The following is a 17474-nucleotide window of genomic DNA, read 5'->3' as shown; positions in this document are numbered from 1 at the left end:
TTACTTCCAGTCCATTCCCTGGGACTCTACGAACGCGCGCACCTCATCTACCGGCTTAGTGAGCTTGGGGTCGAAGGCGAGATAAGCCTTAGTCTCGCGGGCTACTAGCCCGGAAAGGAGCAGCAGCCCAATGAGGTTCGGGATGGCGATGAGGCCATTGGCCAGATCGGAGAAGGTCCAGGCAAGCTCGAGCTCTGAGACGGAACCGACAAAAAGCAGACAGGCAAAGAACATGCGGTAGGGGATGGAAGCCTTGTTGCCGCACAGGGATTCCAGGGAACGCTCGCCATAATAAGCCCAGGCCATGATGGTGGAAAAGGCGAAGAAAATAATGGAGAGCGAAACGATGGTGCCGCCCCAGTCTCCGGGCAGTACACGAGAGAAGGCCTCAGCCGTCATGATTCCGGCCTCGTCGCGGCCCATGTCCCAGGTGCCACCCACCACAATGACCAAGCCGGTAATGGTGACCACAATGATGGTGTCAATGAAGGTTTGCGTCATGGAGACTAGCCCCTGGCGCGCCGGGTGCGGGGTTTTGGCGGCCGCCGCGGCGATGGCGGCGGAGCCCATGCCGGATTCATTAGAGAAGATGCCGCGGGCGACGCCGTATTGAATGGCCATCATGATGGTCGAGCCTACGAAGCCGCCACCGGCGGCCGTGCCAGTGAAGGCATCGCTGAAAATCATGGCGAAGGCGGCGGGGATCTCGCTAGCGTGCGAGAAGATCACAAACAGTCCACCAAGAACATAAACGATGATCATTAAAGGCACGAAGGCCGCGGTGATGCGGCCGATGGCCTGGATTCCCCCGAGGAGTACGGAGCCTACCAAGACGAACAGGATTGCACCGGTGGCCGCTGGGGCGATGCCGAAAGTGGATTCCATATTGGTGGCCACGGCATTGGCTTGGGCGAGGTTGCCGATGCCAAAGGAGGCGCAGATTGCGAAGATGGCAAAGAAGACAGCTAGCACGGAGCCGAGCGGTCCGGGGATGCCGCGCTTGAGATATTGCTGGGGGCCGCCGGACATCTCGCCCTTGGAATCGGTGGTGCGAAAACGCACTCCGAGGTACGCCTCGGTGTATTTGGAGGCCATGCCCACTAGGCCCGTAATCCAGATCCATACCAGCGCGCCGGGGCCACCAATGGACAGCGCGGTAGCCACCCCCACGATATTTCCCACGCCTACGGTGGCGGCAAGGGCGGTGGTCAGCGCCTGATAATTGGAAATATCTCCTTCGGTGGACTCATCATCAGAGTCTGTGGCAAAGACGTGGCGCGTCGCACGCCCTAGCGTCCGGAACTGGAGGCCACCCAAACGGATTGTCAGCCACAGGCCCGTGCCCAACAGGAGTGGAATGAGGATGAATGGTCCCCAGACCACGGTGCTGATGGCGGAGAGAATGGAATTAAGCGAGTCCATTCTGCAAATCTAGCGAACTATAGAAATGGAGTAAATTTGGCCATACCCCCAGCCGGGGGATCATCCGTCCTGCGCAATCACTGGGGAGAAGGCAAGCTATAGCTATACGGACCCCAACCCCAAGGAGTACGCCATGGCCCACGAGCGCGCCGGCACGCTTGCACAACCATCGGACCTCATTGACATCGCAGAATTGGTCACCGCCTACTACACCCGCACCCCGGATGCGGAGAACCCAGACCAGCAGGTCTCCTTTGGTACCTCTGGGCATCGCGGTTCCGCACTCGACTGCGCTTTCAATGAGGCGCATATCCTGGCGATCACCCAAGCCATTGTGGACTATCGCGCAGAGCAAGGCGTTACCGGGGCAATTTTTATCGGCCGAGATACCCATGCGCTATCCGAGCCCGCCATGGTCTCCGCCCTCGAGGTGCTGCTGGCCAATGAGCTGGAGGTTCGCGTCGACGATCGCGGCCGCTATACCCCGACCCCGGCGGTATCCCACGCGATTTTGACCCGCCCCGGTACCGACGGCATTGTGATTACTCCTTCGCATAACCCTCCGCGCGATGGTGGTTTCAAGTACAACCCGCCAACCGGCGGCCCGGCCGATGCGCAGGCAACCGATTGGATTGCAGGGCGCGCCAACGACTACTTGCGCGCCGGGCTGGAGGGGGTCAAGCGGACCTCGGTTCACGGCGTGCTGGATGAGCGCTGCGTGAAGCACGACTACGTACAAAACTATGTTGCTGACCTAGAAAACGTGGTGGATATGCAGGCCATCAAGGATTCCGGCCTGCGCATCGGCGCCGATCCCATGGGTGGTGCCTCGGTGGACTATTGGCAGGCCATTGCGGATCACTACGGACTGAATATGACCGTGGTCAACCCTGAGGTGGACTCCACGTTCCGCTTTATGACCTTGGATACGGACGGCAAGATCCGCATGGATTGTTCTTCGCCGGATGCCATGGCCTCGCTTATCGACGCCCGCTCAAGCTTCGACCTTGCCACCGGCAATGACGCCGATGCGGATCGCCATGGCATTGTCACGCCCGATGCTGGCCTGATGAATCCCAATCATTACCTCGCCGTGGCCATCGAGTACCTCTTTAGTCACCGTCCGCAGTGGGGGAATGCCGGTGTGGGAAAGACTTTGGTGTCCTCCTCCATGATTGACCGCGTGGTGGAAAGCCTTGACCGGGAGCTGGTGGAGGTTCCCGTCGGCTTCAAATGGTTTGTGCCGGGGCTGGTGGAAGGCACCATTGGTTTCGGTGGCGAAGAATCGGCCGGTGCTTCCTTCCTACGCTTCGATGGCTCCGTATGGTCTACCGATAAAGATGGCATCATTATGGATCTGCTTGCCGCGGAGATCACCGCGGTAACGGGCAAGAGTCCGTCCCAGCGCTATGCAGAGCTGGCAGAAAAATTCGGTGCCCCAGCCTATGCTCGCACCGACGCCCCCGCGAACCGCGAGCAGAAGGCCATCCTCAAGAAGCTATCTCCCGAAAAAGTCAGCGCTACGGAGCTGGCAGGGGAGGAGATCGTGGCCAAACTAACCGAGGCTCCCGGCAACGGTGCTGCCATCGGCGGCCTGAAGGTGGCGACAAAGAATGCGTGGTTTGCCGCGCGTCCTTCTGGTACGGAAGATAAATACAAAATCTATGCGGAGTCTTTCCTAGGTGAGGAACATCTCAGAAAGGTGCAAGCAGAAGCACAGGCAGTTGTTACCCATGTATTAGAGGTTTAACGCTAAACTCATCCTCGTGAGTAGCAAGATTAATGGGAAGCTGGTGCTCGATGTCATTAGCTTCATCGCCCGCTTTGGCATGGCCTGGGTGTGGATTGAGGCCGGCGTGCATAAGCTCGGCAAAACTCTGGACATGACCCAGGCCATCAAGGGCTATGGCATTTTTACGCCTGAGTGGGCTGGTTACCTAGCAACGGTCATTGGTCCATTGGAAGTTATCGGTGGCGTGCTCTTGCTTCTCGGGTTGTTTTTGCGGAGGTCCTCCATCGTGGCAACCATCGTGCTGCTGTTGTTTATGGTGGGCATCGCGCAGGCTTGGGCCCGCGGTCTAGATATTGACTGCGGCTGCTTTGGCTATGACGCCCAAAATCCTGACCGCGGAATGGATTATGCGAAGACGCTGTTGCGCGATGCCGCGTATCTATTCCTCACTGTTTGGACTATTAAACGCCCTTTCACTAAGTTTGCCCTTCACCCCTGATAGGTGGGCAAGGTAGGCTGTATTGGTCCGAAAATTTTCAAAGGCAAGGTTCAAATGAGCAAAGTAACTGACCCGAACGCCAAGGGTGGCAACGGTTTTATCTGGGGAGTCGGCGTACTCCTTGTCATCATTGCCGTTGTCATTGGCTACATCGTGTGGAATGGCAAGCAGTCGTCCACGGATTCTGTCGGTGACCTTGAAGCCCAGGACGTGAATATGTCCATGGAATACAACGACGGAGCTATCACCCTTAAGTCTGACAGTGCCAAGAAGGACACCCCTGAGGTGGATTTGTATGAGGACTTCTCCTGTCCTCACTGTGCTGAATTAGCTCAGGCTACCGACGGTGACATGAAGAAGGCCATCGAAGATGGCAAGCTGATTGTTCACGTGCGCACCCTCAACTTCTTGGATGGCAAGGATATTGAAAACCAAGAAGGCTACTCCACTAAGGCGGCAGCCGCGATGTCTGAGCTGTCTAAGTCCGGTGACGTTAAGACCTACTGGAACCTGCGTGATTACATGCTGCAAAACCAGCAAACGGTGGCTTCTTCTTGGGAGATTGCGGACATCGCAGAAGCAGCCAAGAAGCTTGGCGCGGAAGATGATGTTGTTGACTCCATGAAGGACGTGGATATCAAGCAGGGCAATAAGGTGGCGAAGACCAACTACGACAAGCTGGATAAAGAAACCGGCTCTGTCTCTTCGCCGCGTATTGTTCAAAATGGCAAGGATGTTCCAACCGAAAAGGATCAAAAGGCCGGCAAGAACCTGGGCGATTGGGTAGAAATCGTCACCCAGTAGCAGGCGATTTGGAGAGTTAAATGCCCTCCATGTATATTTAAGCGAGTTGCAGCCCACAAGGTTGCACCTCGTTTGAGGGGCTATGGCGCAGCTGGTAGCGCACCACACTGGCAGTGTGGGGGTCACGGGTTCGAATCCCGTTAGCTCCACAATATAAAGGAGAGGAACATTAGTTCCTCTCCTTTTTGTTTGTCTCGGGTGTCTATAGTTTCGCTAAGTCCTCATCAAGCATGCACTGGTCGATAGCAATGCCGACGGCGGCGCCGCTACCCATCGCTTGGGAGACCTGATCCGGCGAACTGACTACATTGCCGGCTGCCCATAGGCGCGATACTGAGGTTTGGCCACGCTCTGCTTTGACCCAGCCATTGGCCGGTTCGCAACCAGCATCCCGTAACAGTGCATCGTTGGGCAGAAAATCGGGCCCAGTAAAGGATGCTTCGTAGATGTGTGCTCCATCGGCACTGTGTACTTCTACGCCGGTGGGCGAGGCCTGATCCGGCTGGACTTGTGTCACCTTCGCATCGTTTATCTCTACCCCCAATCCGGCGAGCTGGGTGCGGTCAAGCCCGGTGAGCTCAAGGCCGTTGGTGTAGAAGGTCAGAGCACTCGTCCACTTAGAAAGCAGTTTGCTAATGCGGATAGTAAAAGGCGGATTCGCGCCGCCAATGAGCACAACCTTCTTCCCCTTGACCTCATGGCCGTGGCAATAAGGGCAGTGAAAAATGCGCGTTCCCCATAAATCACTAAGACCAGGGACATCAGGGAGCTTGTCTGTGAGACCAGTCGCAACGAGGGCATGGCGGGATTCTAGAAGCGTGCCATCGGTGAGTCTTATTTGCCACGGGGCCTGCTCGGAAGGTCGGGAAAGGCTTTCCACGGTGCCGTGGGAAATATTTCCACCAAATTTCTGCAATTCCGCGTGGCCGCGTTCGAGCAACTCGGTGGGAGCCACGCCATCGAGGCCGAGGACGCCGTGGGAATGTTCGCTGAAGCGATTGCGGGGAGTGCCGGAATCGATAACCTGAACATTCCGGTTAGCGCGGGCCAAAGTGATGGCAGCGGCGGTGCCGGCAAAACCTCCGCCGATGATGATGACGTCTGATTGCATTGCTCATCCTTTATGGGAAGTGGGTAGCATGGTTCGCAGCCGAGTATATGCAGCCAACGTCGAAGGGGCCCGCGCGTTATGACTTACGAATCCACGGGGTTCTTTACACGCGATGCGCTCTACGGGGCGTCTCCTGCACAGGCAGTGGGCAGGTTCTTTATTCGATACTTCAACTTCCTTGGTCGAGCGTCTGTGAGTGAGTTCTGGTGGGTATTTGGCTTTCTAGTGTTGATTTCAGTGCCCATTAACGCCGTCGATCAGCATTATGGCGTGAATATCAAGCCTGTTGTAAAAGGATTTCTTGCTATGCCAGTCGTTTCCTTAATTTTCCGGCGGTTGCACGATTCTGGGAGAACGGGGTTTTTATGCTTGATCGGGTTTATCCCCGTGTTCGGTGGGTTAGCGCTTCTATTCATGATGTGTTTGCCCACGCGGGAGCGCGCGGCGCTTTAAAAATTTCCCTGCCGGATTAGGCTGGGCGTCATGCAGACTTTTTCAAAGCGAGTACGCGACACGGATCAAGCTGGCGCCGAGGCGGCAGGATTGCGGTGGCTTGGGGAAGCTACCGATGCGGTGGTCAACGTAGTAAGCGCCGACGGGCTAGAGATCGTTACCGAGCGCGTGGACGAGGTCATGCCCACGCCGGAGGCGGCGAGGAAGTTTGGTGCGGAGTTGGCTCGCATGCACCGCGCAGGAGTCGAAGCGTTTGGCGCACCTCCTGCCGGATGGGAGGGAAAGAACTTCATCGGCAGCATCGAGCAAGACTGCATCCCGACGGATAACTGGGGTGAGTTCTACGTCGAACAGCGCGTGCTGCCTTTTGCGGAACTGGCTGGGATTAGTTCGGCGCAGTTGGATTTGGTAAGGCGAGCTTGCGATGCCATCGCCGCGCGCAGTTGGGATGTGGCGCCGGCTCGCATCCACGGTGACCTGTGGGCGGGAAACCTGCTCTTTGGTTCCGATGGCGGCATCATGATTGACCCCGCTGCCCACGGCGGGCATCCGCATACGGATTTGGGAATGCTGGCCCTTTTCGGGGCACCATACCTAGAAGAAATTTTCCAGGGCTATGGTGCGCCGAAAGATATCGAGAAGTGGATTCCTATGCATCAGCTGCATCCACTAGCGGTGCATGCGCTCACGCACGGTGCAAGCTATAACCGGCCGCTGGAGCGTGCGGCTGCCGCAACCTTGGAGGCGCTGGCCTAAAGGCTCGGCCCCTGCGGCATGACGCGTTTATGAGCGCCGCGGCGCCATAGGGTTTCGATGCGTTCGCGGGCGGCGTCGGGAACCGCCTTGCCCTCCAGGTAGTCATCGATGTGGGCGTAGGTGACGCCGAGGGCTTCTTCGTCGGGAAGCTGGGGCTTATCGTCTTCCAGATCCGCGGTCGGGATTTTCTCCCAGGTAGAGCGCGGGGCGCCGAGGTGCTCTAAGAGAGCGGCGCCCTGGCGTTTATTGAGCCCGGCCAAGGGGAGGAGGTCTGCCGCGCCATCGCCCCACTTAGTGAAGAAAGCGGTGACGTTTTCCGCCGCATGATCGGTGCCGATGACGAGGGCGCCGACCTCGCCGGCGATGGCGTACTGGGCGGTCATGCGCAGGCGGGCCTTGGTATTGCCGCGGTTGAAATCGGTGACGTCGGCAAGCTGCACAGCATCCGCCACCTGCTCGTCGAGGGCGAGGGTGGCCGGCTTGATATCGACGGTGGGGCGGTGATCGGGCTGGATGAAATCCAGGGCAATCTGGGCATCGTCCTCATCAGCCTGCACACCGTGAGGCAGACGCACGGCCCAAAACTCCGCGCCGTCGACGCGGTCAACCGCCAGTTGCGCGAGCTTTCCTGCCAAGGTGGAATCCTGGCCGCCCGAAATCCCCAGCACGTACCCCTTGGCACCGGTGGTGCGCAGGTAGTCAACCAAGAAATCTACGCGGCGCTGGACCTCCGCTTCTGGATCGATAAAGGGGCGTACACCCAGGGCTTTTATGATGGTTTGCTGCAGGTTTTCGGCATCGTTCGACATGACGTTCATGGTAGCTGCCTGACACAATATTGTGCTGTGAATAAGGATGTTTATGTCAAGGTAGTAGCTGGCATAGCGGCCCTCGGCGGGCTGCTTTTTGGATACGACACCGGAGTGATGTCCGGTGCCTTGCTTTTTATTAGCCCCGCATTCGACATGAGCGCCCACCAAGAGGGGTGGGTGACCTCGATGCTGCTTGTGGGGGCGGCTGTTGGTGCGCTGACAGCCGGGCGCATCGCCGATAGGTTTGGCCGCCGCTTCACACTGATTGCGGGTGGCATCATTTTCGTGTTGGGCTCCATCTGGTGCGCCCTGTCCGGATCGGTGGGCATGCTGGCTACGGCACGCACGTTCTTGGGCTTTGCTGTAGGTGCGGTATCCATCGTTTCGCCCATGTACATCGCGGAGATCGTGCCTGCCAAGGTGCGCGGGCGCATGGTCTCTCTCAATACCCTGGCGATTGTGGTGGGCCAGTTGATGGCCTACCTGGTCAACTCCGCGCTGGCCTCTACTGGCAGTTGGGAGTGGATGCTGGGCTTGGCCGCCGTGCCAGGACTAGCGTTGGCACTCGGAATGGTGTTTCTGCCAGAGACTCCGGTATGGCTAGCGACGAACGGCAAGATGGCTCGTGCCCAAGAAATTGCCGGGCGCGCCGGAATGGATATTTCGGAGCTGACTTCGCAGGAGACCGCGCGCAAGTCCAGCGGGTCTGAGTGGAAGGCGCTTGCCGCCAACCGGTGGATGCAGATTACGGTGCTGCTGGCCATGCTGATGGGGCTAACGCAGCAGATTACCGGTGTCAACGCCATTGTGTATTTCGCACCGACCATGATGAATCAGGTGGGGATTTCTACGGCCAATTCGGTCTACACGTCCATCGTTATCGGCACGGTATCTGTGCTCGCCTGCTGGGTTGGCCTAAAGGTAGTAGACCGCATTGGGCGCAAGCGCCTATTGCTTATCGGCCTGACCGGCAACGTGGTCTCGCTATTCATTCTTTCCTTCGCCTATTCCCACGCCCAGGATTCCACCGCTATGGCCATGGTGTCTTTGGTATTTATGGCGCTGTTTATTGCTTTCCAACAAGCGGCGGTCTCACCCACGACGTGGCTGCTTATCTCCGAGCTAGTTCCGCTGCAGGTACGTGGTCTAGGCATGGGCATTGCGGGGCTATCGTTGTGGGCCACCAACTGGGCCGTAGCGCAGTACTTCTTGCCGCTAGTGGAGTGGCTGACTGGCCCGGTGGCGTTTATGGTCTTTGGAGTCTTTGGTCTCATCGCCATTGCCTATACCCGCATTTTGGTTCCAGAGACAATGGGACGTAGCCTGGATGAGGTAGGCGAGGAGATGAAGTCGCGCTACGAGCGCGAGTCCGCAGTCGTCAAGCCTTAGTGTTTTGGTATTGACGGCCGTGTGAGGTAAAATTTTTCCTCGTGTCATGGCTGGGGATTCCCAGTCCGTGCTTTACTTATTCAACCGCATGTAGATTGCGCATAACGAAAGGAGCGCCCGATGAAGGTCCGTAAGTCCCTTCGGTCGCTGAAGAAGAAGCCGGGCGCCCAGGTTATTCGCCGCCACGGTAAGGTCTTCGTGATCAACAAGAAGGATCCCCGTTTCAAGGCTCGTCAGGGCTAATTGATTCGCGATTCCATCCGCTCCCTCCGGCTATCCGGAGTGGGGCGGATTTTTTTTATGGGTGAATTATGGCACAAGGGATAATTTTCTCCAGGGCCACGGGGAATAAAGAGATATGTATGAATATAATCAAATCGCCGTTATGTGTCGTGAGAAAGAAGAATAATGTCCCGGCGAATTGTTGCTGTGCTTGCTGCTGCAGCCCTTGGGCTATCCGCCCCTATTGCTAATGCCTCTCAGTCGGAGTGGGAATCCTCTGTTCCAGAGTCCTTTGGGATCAATGACCCTTCCTGTGTGCCTTCTGGCCAGATTGTTGAGCCGGTGGTGCTACTGCATGGCACCTATAACAATGCGGGTGTGTGGAAAAGCTTGATTCCGATGTTGAAGGATCAGGGTGCGTGCGTATGGGCCTTTGATTATGGAGCGGATGATGTTTCTTTGCAGAATGCCTCCCCCTCAACGAAGGCCATTTCAGATTTGGATGATGCGGCCGAGGAAATAGCGCGGCACGTGGACTATGTCCGAGCGGTAACCGGCGCAGAGAAAGTGGACTTGGTAGGCCATTCCCAGGGCGGTACCCATATTAAGACCTATACCCAAATGTACGGCGGGGCTGAGCACGTCGCTCGGGCTGTGGCTCTAGGCGGCAACTTCCACGGCACCACGCTGGGTGGGCAGGGCGAAGGTCTGGCCAATTTCATCGCCTTCGCACCCCGCCTCGCCGCCTTCTTGGCCAGCACGGCCGGCATCCAACAGGTGGTGGGTTCGGAATTTATGCAAAGGCTCAATGCGCTGCCGGACACCGCGCCGGGCGTGCTCTACACCTCCATCTACTCGCCGGCGGATACGACGGTAACCCCGAATAGCTCCTCGCAGCTGGTAGCTGTCGACGGCACCGATGTGGTGAACCTCGACCTTGGTGAGGTCTGCGGCGTGGCTCCTCGGCACGATAAGCTGCTGGCTGACCGCACGGCGCTGAGCCAGGTCATTTTTGGCCTGAAGCGCGCCCCAGGGGAGGGGCCGCGGCCGTCGACCTGTGTCTCCGGGGAGTCATCGACGGTCGGTTCCTGAAGCGAAGCGCCACACCGGAAATGTGAACTTTGACACACAAAACGGTGAATTCCAGGTAAACCCGCAGGAATCTCATTGATGTAGTTTCATGGCTGTCCTTGGGTGTGGTCAACATGTGGGGCCTGGGGGTGTGTCATCCTGGGAATACCATGCTTGTAACTCCTACATATTGTGTTGGTTGCGGGTCTTTCCCCCAAAGTATAGTGTCGTTGATGTTGTTCAGAGCGGCGCAGGAAGCGCCCGAATAGGCGGGAAACGCTCCCCGTTCTGACGAGTTTTCAATGCAGGAGCTTTAAGGATCTATATGTCTATCACCGTTTACACCAAGCCAGCGTGCGTCCAGTGCAACGCCACCAAGAAGGCCCTCGATCGTGCCGGCCTCGAGTACGACCTCGTCGATATCTCGGCCGATGACGAGGCTCGCGACTACGTAATGGCATTGGGTTACGTTCAGGCCCCAGTAGTTGAGGCCAACGGTGAGCACTGGTCTGGTTTCCGCCCAGACCGTATCAAGGGCCTGGCTTCCCTAGCGGCATCCGCCTAAGGGGTAGGGGAGGCCAGTAGCGATGTTGGTCGTGTATTTTTCCTCCGCAACGGAAAATACGCACCGGTTCGTGCAGAAACTGGGCTTTCCCAGCGCGCGCATTCCGCTGCGCCGCACGGAGGAGCCCCTCAAGGTCAACGAACCTTATGTCTTGGTGTGTCCCACCTATGGCGGGGGCGCGTCCATTAGCCACCAAAATTCCCGACCCGTGCCCTCACAGGTAATTAAGTTCCTTAATGATGAGCACAACCGCAGTTTCATTCGCGCGGTAATCGCGGGTGGTAATAGCAATTTTGGCGCCGACTTTGGCAAGGCTGGTGACGTCATCAGTGCCAAATGTAAAGTGCCCTATGTATATCGTTTCGAGTTGCTGGGAAACGATGACGATATAAAAATTTGTCGTGAAGGCTTAATGGCTAACGCCGCCGAGCTTGGGCTCGAGGCCGCGGCCTAGCACCCACCACGACTTAAATAAAGATCCTGATTTTTAAGAAAGGCCTTGTCAGCTGTGAGTACGCAATTGGGGAAGACCGTCGCCGAGCCAGTAAAGCCGGAAGAGCAGTTGGACTACCACGCTCTCAACGCGATGCTGAATCTCTACGATGCAAACGGCAAGATTCAGTTTGATAAAGACCGCGAGGCCGCAAACCAATTCTTCCTGCAGCACGTTAATCAAAACACGGTCTACTTCCATGATCTGGAAGAAAAGATCGATTACCTGATTAATAACAAGTACTACGACCCACGAGTCATCGAGCAGTATGACTTCTCCTTTATTAAGGAGCTTTTTAAGCGCGCTTATTCCTATAAATTCCGCTTCAAGTCTTTCCTGGGCGCGTATAAGTACTACACCAGCTACACGCTGAAGACCTTTGATGGTCGCCGCTACCTCGAGCGCTTTGAGGATCGTGTCTCCATGACGGCCCTATTCTTGGCAGATGGTGATACTGGCTTGGCAGAGCGCCTTGTGGACGAGATTATGAACGGCCGTTTCCAGCCGGCCACCCCAACCTTCCTCAACGCCGGCAAGGCCCAGCGTGGCGAGCTCGTGTCCTGCTTCCTGCTGCGCATCGAGGACAATATGGAGTCCATTGGACGCTCCATCAACTCCGCGCTGCAGCTTTCCAAGCGCGGCGGCGGCGTGGCCCTGCTGCTGTCTAATATTCGTGAATCCGGCGCGCCCATTAAGCACATTGAGAACCAGTCTTCCGGTGTTATCCCAGTAATGAAACTGCTGGAGGATTCCTTCTCCTATGCCAACCAGCTTGGTGCCCGCCAGGGCGCTGGTGCGGTCTATCTCAATGCGCACCACCCAGACATCATGGACTTCCTGGATACCAAGCGTGAGAACGCGGACGAGAAAATCCGCATTAAGACCCTCTCGCTGGGCATCGTCGTGCCGGATATCACCTTCGAGCTGGCCAAGCGCAATGACGATATGTACCTCTTCTCGCCGTATGACGTAGAGCGCGTCTATGGCAAGGCCTTCGGTGACATTTCCGTTACTGAGCACTATGAGGAGATGGTGGAAGACCCACGCATCCGTAAGAAGAAGATCAACGCCCGTCACTTCTTCCAGACCGTGGCAGAGCTGCAATTCGAGTCCGGCTACCCGTACATCATGTTCGAGGACACCGTGAACCGCGCCAACCCGGTAAAGACATCGTGGATCAACATGTCCAACCTGTGCTCGGAGATCCTGCAGGTTAACTCCGCTTCCGAATTCAATGCGGATCTGACCTACCAGGAGCTGGGCAGCGATATCTCTTGTAACCTGGGCTCGCTGAATATCGCGATGACCATGGATTCGCCGGACTTCGCCACTACGGTGGAGACTGCCATCCGTGGCCTGACCGCTGTGGCGGATAAGACGTCCATCGATTCCGTGCCGTCTGTGCGCCGCGGAAACGATGAGTCTCATGCTATCGGCTTGGGCCAGATGAACCTCCACGGTTACTTGGGTCGCGAGCACATCGAGTATGGCTCGGAAGAAGGCTTGGATTTCACTAATGCCTACTTCGCGGCCGTGCTGTATGCGGCATTGCGTGCCTCTAATAAGATTGCCCGCGAGCGCGGTGAGTACTTTAAGGAGTTCCCGCAGTCCGAGTACGCCTCCGGCGAATTCTTCGACCGCTACGATCCGGAAGAGTTCAAGCCGCAGACAAAGAAGGTCCAGGAGCTTTTCGGGTCCTCTTCGATCCACACCCCGTCCGCCCAGGACTGGGAGGAGTTGAAGCAGGACGTGGCCAAGTACGGACTATATAATCGCAACCTGCAGGCAGTGCCACCGACGGGTTCGATTTCCTATATCAATAACTCCACCTCATCCATCCACCCGATTGCTTCCAAGATTGAGATCCGCAAGGAAGGCAAGATCGGTCGCGTCTACTACCCGGCGCCGCACATGGATAATGACAACTTGGAGTACTTCAAGGACTCTTATGAGATCGGCTTCGAGAAGATCGTCGATACCTATGCCGTAGCCACTAAGTATGTGGACCAAGGTCTATCGCTCACCCTCTTCTTCAAGGACACCGCAACCACCCGCGATGTCAACCGTGCGCAGATTTATGCGTGGCGCAAGGGGATTAAGACCTTGTATTACATCCGCCTGCGCCAGATGGCGCTGGAGGGCACCGAGGTCGAGGGCTGCGTATCCTGCATGCTCTAAACGGTAGGTAGAACGCCTCGATGCACGTCGTGGGGAAGGACGTGCATCGAGGCGTTTAACCGTTTTCTGCCCTGGTGCGGTCGAGGATGGTGCGGGAGGTGCTTTCGGCGGCGTCGGCAAGCCCAGCATCAATGGCGCGGGCCAGCTCCATGTGCAGTTGTGTGGTCCCGCCTATCGGATCGCGCTTGCGGGAACCAAAGACGGACTTGCCCTTGAGCATGGCTACTAGCGAAGGGGCGAGCGCGGCCAGCATCTCATTGCCGGAAGCCCGCAAAATTAAAGTGTGGAAACGCAGATCGGTTTCCAGTTCCTCGCCCACGCGCGGGGAAGGAGTGGATTCTAGCTCGGCTAAACGCGCGGCGAGGCGAAGGAGCTCCGCCCGCTGCCGGGCGCTGGCATTGCCGGCTGCGAGTCGGGCTGCCACCGGTTCAATTCCCAGCCGCAACTCGTTGAGGCGTGCCACTTGCTGCCCGCGGGTTTTGTCATCATTTAACCGCCAGCCGATGATCGCCGGGTCATATACCGCCCAACTATCCATCGGCAGCACCGTGATTCCCACGCGACGCCCAGAGCGGACCATGCCGAGGTGTTCGAGCGTGCGCATGGCCTCACGGGCCACTGTGCGGGAGATGCCAAAGCGCTTTTCGACGTCCCCCAGACGGAACCGCTCGCCCTCGGCGATGTCTCCGCTTACGATCTCGGCGCCGAGCCTATCCACCACGGAACCCAGCAGGGGAGGGGTGGCACTCATGCGGAAATCCTTTCTTTGCATGCTCCGAAGTAACTGGAATCAGTATAGGTAAGTGGTATCCAGCACAATGGCTTAGAGGGCGGGCGAATTGGGTATGCTGGAGACCTGAATTTGTCCGTTTTTAGTATTGGAGTGACGCCGCGTGTCGCACGAGTACGATGACTACGTTTCTAGTCATGAAAAGCCAGTTAAGGCCATTAACTGGAATAGCATCCCGGATGAAAAGGACCTCGAGGTATGGGAGCGCCTCACCGGTAATTTCTGGCTGCCAGAAAAGGTCCCAGTCTCCAATGACCTTCCCAGCTGGAAGACGCTGACGGAGAAGGAAAAGGAAACCACCATGCGGGTTTTCACCGGCCTGACGCTGCTGGATACCATCCAGGGCACCGTCGGTGCGATTTCCCTCCTCCCGGATTCCCAGACCCTGCACGAAGAGGCGGTCTACACCAACATTGCGTTTATGGAGTCCGTGCACGCCAAGTCCTATTCCAATATCTTTATGACCTTGGCGTCCACACCCATGATCAACGATGCCTTCCGCTGGTCCGAAGAAAACGAGAACCTGCAGAAGAAGGCCAAGATCATCTTGTCCTATTACAAGGGCGAGGATCCGCTGAAGAAGAAGGTGGCCTCCACTTTGCTGGAGTCCTTCTTGTTCTACTCCGGCTTCTATCTACCGATGTACTTCTCTTCCCGCGCGAAGCTCACCAATACCGCCGATATCATTCGCCTGATTATCCGCGATGAAGCCGTGCACGGCTACTACATTGGCTACAAGTTCCAGCAGGCCTATAAGCAGCTGGATGAGGAGCGCCAGGCGGAGCTGAAGGAATACACCTTCGACTTGGTCTACGACCTGTATGACAATGAGATCGACTACACCGAGGATCTCTACGATGACTTGGGCTGGACTGAGGACGTTAAGCGCTTCCTGCGCTATAACGCCAATAAGGCGCTGAATAACTTGGGCTTCGAGGGGCTCTTCCCGGCCGATGAGACCCGCGTTTCGCCGGCCATTTTGTCCTCGCTTTCCCCGAACGCCGATGAGAACCATGATTTCTTCTCTGGATCCGGTTCTTCCTATGTCATTGGTAAGGCTGAGGATACCACGGATGACGACTGGGACTTCTAAGCATTCCCGCTGATCAGCGTGGTCTAGCGGCACACCTTCTGCTCTAAATCAATCGAAAGGTTGATAACGAGCGGGGGTGTGTTTTCGCGTTTTGGGGGTGCACAATTAAGCGTGTCTGTGACATATAGCACGGTAATTGGGGGCCGAAAATCCGTGCCGGAATTGGCGGCCGCGCCACGTGCAGGGCCTATGTGAAAGATGTGGTTAGTGTCGAGGCGTGGTCGTGCGGCTCATCATTGGGGGAAGCTGGAAAGAACAAGGGAAAATGGCCTAATATAATGCGAGTAAACCTAGGTGTAGGTGGGCCCTGCCCACAGGCACTTTGTTAATCAGGAGGATTTTATGACCGCTGTGGCGCCACGGGTCGACGATTACGTCGCCCCTACACGTCCAGAGCCAACCGGTAATGCGAAGACCGGTTCAAAGGCTTGGGTATTTCTAACCACCACCGACCACAAGCAGCTGGGCATCATGTACTTGATCATGTCCTTCAGCTTCTTCTTCCTCGGTGGCTTTATGGCACTGTTGATCCGCGCGGAGCTGTTCACCCCGGGTCTCCAGTTCTTGTCTAATGAGCAGTTCAACCAGCTGTTCACCATGCACGGCACCGTGATGCTGTTGCTGTTTGCAACCCCAGTTGTGTGGGGCTTTGGTAACTACATCCTGCCGCTGCAAATTGGCGCGCCGGACGTGGCCTTCCCGCGTCTGAACGCCTTCGGCTTCTGGGTTACCCTGCTGGGCGGCACCGTGATGCTGCTGGGCTTCGTCACCCCAGGTGGTGCAGCTGACTTCGGCTGGACCATGTACATGCCGCTGGCTGATGGTGTCCACACCCCGGGCATTGGCGCCGATATGTGGATCGTCGGCGTGGGCGCTACCGGTGTCGGTACCATTGCCTCCGCTATCAACATGATCACGACCATCCTGACCTTGCGCGCACCGGGCATGACCATGTTCCGCCTGCCGGTATTCAGCTGGGCCGTATTCACCGCATCCGCCATCGTGCTGATGATCTTCCCGCTGCTGACCGCTGCAGCACTGGGCGTCCTGTATGACCGCAAGCTGGGCGGCCACATCTACGATTCCGCTAACGGTGGCGGCATCCTGTGGCAGCACCTGTTCTGGTTCTTCGGCCACCCTGAGGTTTATGTCCTTGCACTGCCATTCTTCGGCGTTGTTTCTGAGGTTGTTCCGGTCTTCTCCCGCAAGCCGGTCTTCGGCTACATCGGCCTGGTCTTCGCACTGCTGGCCATCGGCGCCCTGTCCATGGCTGTGTGGGCTCACCACATGTTCGTTACCGGCGCTATCCTGCTGCCGTTCTTCTCCTTCATGACGTTCCTTATTGCGGTGCCTACCGGCGTTAAGTTCTTCAACTGGGTCGGCACCATGTGGAAGGGCCACATCACCTGGGATACCCCGATGATCTTCGCTATGGGCTTCATGGCAACCTTCCTCTTCGGCGGCATGACCGGCGTTATGCTGGCATCCCCGGCATTGGACTTCCACTTGGCTGAGTCCTACTTCTTGATTGCTCACTTCCACTACACCCTGTTCGGTACCGTTGTGTTCTCCGCCTTCGCGGGTCTGTACTTCTGGTTCCCGAAGATGACCGGCCGTATGCTGGATGAGCGTTTGGGTAAGATTCACTTCTGGCTGACCTTCATCGGCTTCCACGGCACCTTCTTGGTTCAGCACTGGGTAGGCAACATGGGTATGCCGCGTCGTTACGCTGACTACTTGGAGTCTGATGGCTTCACGGTCTTCAACCAGATTTCCACCATCTTCTCCTTCGTCCTCGGCGCCTCCGTCATCCCGCTGATTTGGAACGTATTCAAGTCCTGGCGCTACGGCGAGATTGTCACCGTGGATGACCCATGGGGCTACGGCAACTCCCTCGAGTGGGCAACCTCCTGCCCACCGCCGCGCCACAACTTCGTGTCCCTGCCGCGTATCCGCTCCGAGCGTCCGGCCTTCGAGCTGCACTACCCGCATATGGTTCAGCGCATGCGCGAGGAAGCACACGTGGGTAGCCACTAAAGCGAAGTAACTCGCACAAACTCCTGACTAAAGCCGCCTCCCGGCCC

At 57.1% G+C, this 17474-nt stretch carries 17 protein-coding genes and 1 tRNA gene; 14 read left to right on the top strand and 4 right to left on the bottom strand.

From position 1 onward, the window contains the following. Positions 1-1422, bottom strand: a complete 1422-nt coding sequence (locus MHK04_RS04290) for an alanine/glycine:cation symporter family protein (protein ID WP_239207957.1) — start codon at positions 1420-1422, stop codon at positions 1-3. Positions 1423-1555: 133 nt separating this feature from the next. Here MHK04_RS04290 and pgm point away from each other — a divergent pair, with 133 nt between their 5' ends. The 4 genes from pgm to MHK04_RS04270 all read left to right on the top strand — a co-directional run bounded on the left by pgm (position 1556) and on the right by MHK04_RS04270 (position 4606). Next, entirely contained in the window at positions 1556-3172 is a 1617-nt protein-coding gene (pgm, locus tag MHK04_RS04285) for a phosphoglucomutase (alpha-D-glucose-1,6-bisphosphate-dependent) (protein WP_239207956.1), read from the top strand. A 16-nt stretch (positions 3173-3188) separates the two neighbouring features. Beyond that, positions 3189-3653: a MauE/DoxX family redox-associated membrane protein gene (locus tag MHK04_RS04280; protein ID WP_239204897.1), complete on the top strand. Its 465-nt coding sequence runs from the start codon at positions 3189-3191 to the stop codon at positions 3651-3653. 54 nt (positions 3654-3707) lie between these two features. Beyond that, complete coding sequence (locus MHK04_RS04275) at positions 3708-4457, top strand: DsbA family protein (RefSeq protein WP_239207955.1); 750 nt, start codon at positions 3708-3710, stop codon at positions 4455-4457. A 76-nt stretch (positions 4458-4533) separates the two neighbouring features. Then, a tRNA-Ala gene (locus MHK04_RS04270) sits at positions 4534-4606 on the top strand. A 53-nt stretch (positions 4607-4659) separates the two neighbouring features. Here MHK04_RS04270 and MHK04_RS04265 read toward each other — a convergent pair. Then, complete coding sequence (locus MHK04_RS04265) at positions 4660-5568, bottom strand: NAD(P)/FAD-dependent oxidoreductase (protein ID WP_239207954.1); 909 nt, start codon at positions 5566-5568, stop codon at positions 4660-4662. A gap of 78 nt (positions 5569-5646) precedes the next feature. Between MHK04_RS04265 and MHK04_RS04260 the strand changes: the two genes are divergently transcribed. Continuing rightward, on the top strand, positions 5647-6021 hold the full coding sequence (locus MHK04_RS04260; RefSeq protein WP_239204903.1) for a DUF805 domain-containing protein: 375 nt from the start codon (positions 5647-5649) through the stop codon (positions 6019-6021). A 30-nt stretch (positions 6022-6051) separates the two neighbouring features. Beyond that, a complete protein-coding gene (locus MHK04_RS04255) occupies positions 6052-6777 on the top strand; it encodes a fructosamine kinase family protein (RefSeq protein ID WP_023020846.1) in 726 nt (241 codons plus the stop codon). Here the strand turns inward: MHK04_RS04255 and nadE are convergent. Next, complete coding sequence (gene nadE / locus MHK04_RS04250; protein ID WP_239207953.1) at positions 6774-7595, bottom strand: NAD(+) synthase; 822 nt, start codon at positions 7593-7595, stop codon at positions 6774-6776. The two genes, MHK04_RS04255 and nadE, sit on opposite strands and share 4 nt — an antisense overlap. 27 nt (positions 7596-7622) lie before the next feature. Between nadE and MHK04_RS04245 the strand changes: the two genes are divergently transcribed. The 6 genes from MHK04_RS04245 (at position 7623) to nrdE (ending at position 13507) form a co-directional block, all read left to right on the top strand. After that, on the top strand, positions 7623-8978 hold the full coding sequence (locus MHK04_RS04245; RefSeq protein ID WP_239207952.1) for a sugar porter family MFS transporter: 1356 nt from the start codon (positions 7623-7625) through the stop codon (positions 8976-8978). A 120-nt stretch (positions 8979-9098) separates the two neighbouring features. Next, entirely contained in the window at positions 9099-9221 is a 123-nt protein-coding gene (gene ykgO / locus MHK04_RS04240) for a type B 50S ribosomal protein L36 (protein ID WP_003847162.1), read from the top strand. A 165-nt stretch (positions 9222-9386) separates the two neighbouring features. Continuing rightward, complete coding sequence (locus MHK04_RS04235) at positions 9387-10292, top strand: esterase/lipase family protein (RefSeq protein WP_239207951.1); 906 nt, start codon at positions 9387-9389, stop codon at positions 10290-10292. A 304-nt stretch (positions 10293-10596) separates the two neighbouring features. Further along, positions 10597-10836 (top strand): glutaredoxin-like protein NrdH, encoded by a 240-nt coding sequence (gene nrdH / locus MHK04_RS04230; RefSeq protein WP_023020850.1) that lies wholly within the window; start codon positions 10597-10599, stop codon positions 10834-10836. Between the two features lie 22 nt (positions 10837-10858). Further along, positions 10859-11290, top strand: a complete 432-nt coding sequence (nrdI, locus tag MHK04_RS04225; protein WP_023020851.1) for a class Ib ribonucleoside-diphosphate reductase assembly flavoprotein NrdI — start codon at positions 10859-10861, stop codon at positions 11288-11290. Positions 11291-11344: 54 nt separating this feature from the next. Continuing rightward, the gene (gene nrdE, locus MHK04_RS04220) at positions 11345-13507 is read left to right on the top strand and encodes a class 1b ribonucleoside-diphosphate reductase subunit alpha (protein WP_023020852.1); all 2163 of its coding nucleotides are present in this window, start codon (positions 11345-11347) and stop codon (positions 13505-13507) included. 55 nt (positions 13508-13562) lie between these two features. On the opposite strand, the gene MHK04_RS04215 is transcribed toward nrdE, so the two are convergent. Further along, positions 13563-14258: a FadR/GntR family transcriptional regulator gene (locus MHK04_RS04215; RefSeq protein ID WP_239204913.1), complete on the bottom strand. Its 696-nt coding sequence runs from the start codon at positions 14256-14258 to the stop codon at positions 13563-13565. A gap of 142 nt (positions 14259-14400) precedes the next feature. Between MHK04_RS04215 and nrdF the strand changes: the two genes are divergently transcribed. Both nrdF and ctaD read left to right on the top strand, forming a co-directional pair. Beyond that, on the top strand, positions 14401-15390 hold the full coding sequence (gene nrdF, locus MHK04_RS04210) for a class 1b ribonucleoside-diphosphate reductase subunit beta (RefSeq protein ID WP_023020854.1): 990 nt from the start codon (positions 14401-14403) through the stop codon (positions 15388-15390). A gap of 342 nt (positions 15391-15732) precedes the next feature. Further along, on the top strand, positions 15733-17427 hold the full coding sequence (ctaD, locus tag MHK04_RS04205) for an aa3-type cytochrome oxidase subunit I (protein WP_023020855.1): 1695 nt from the start codon (positions 15733-15735) through the stop codon (positions 17425-17427). Positions 17428-17474 lie beyond the last annotated feature (47 nt).

It is taken from the genome of Corynebacterium nasorum, from assembly GCF_022345765.1.
Taxonomy (GTDB): domain Bacteria; phylum Actinomycetota; class Actinomycetes; order Mycobacteriales; family Mycobacteriaceae; genus Corynebacterium; species Corynebacterium kefirresidentii.
This window is presented reverse-complemented; position numbering and strand designations above follow the sequence as displayed.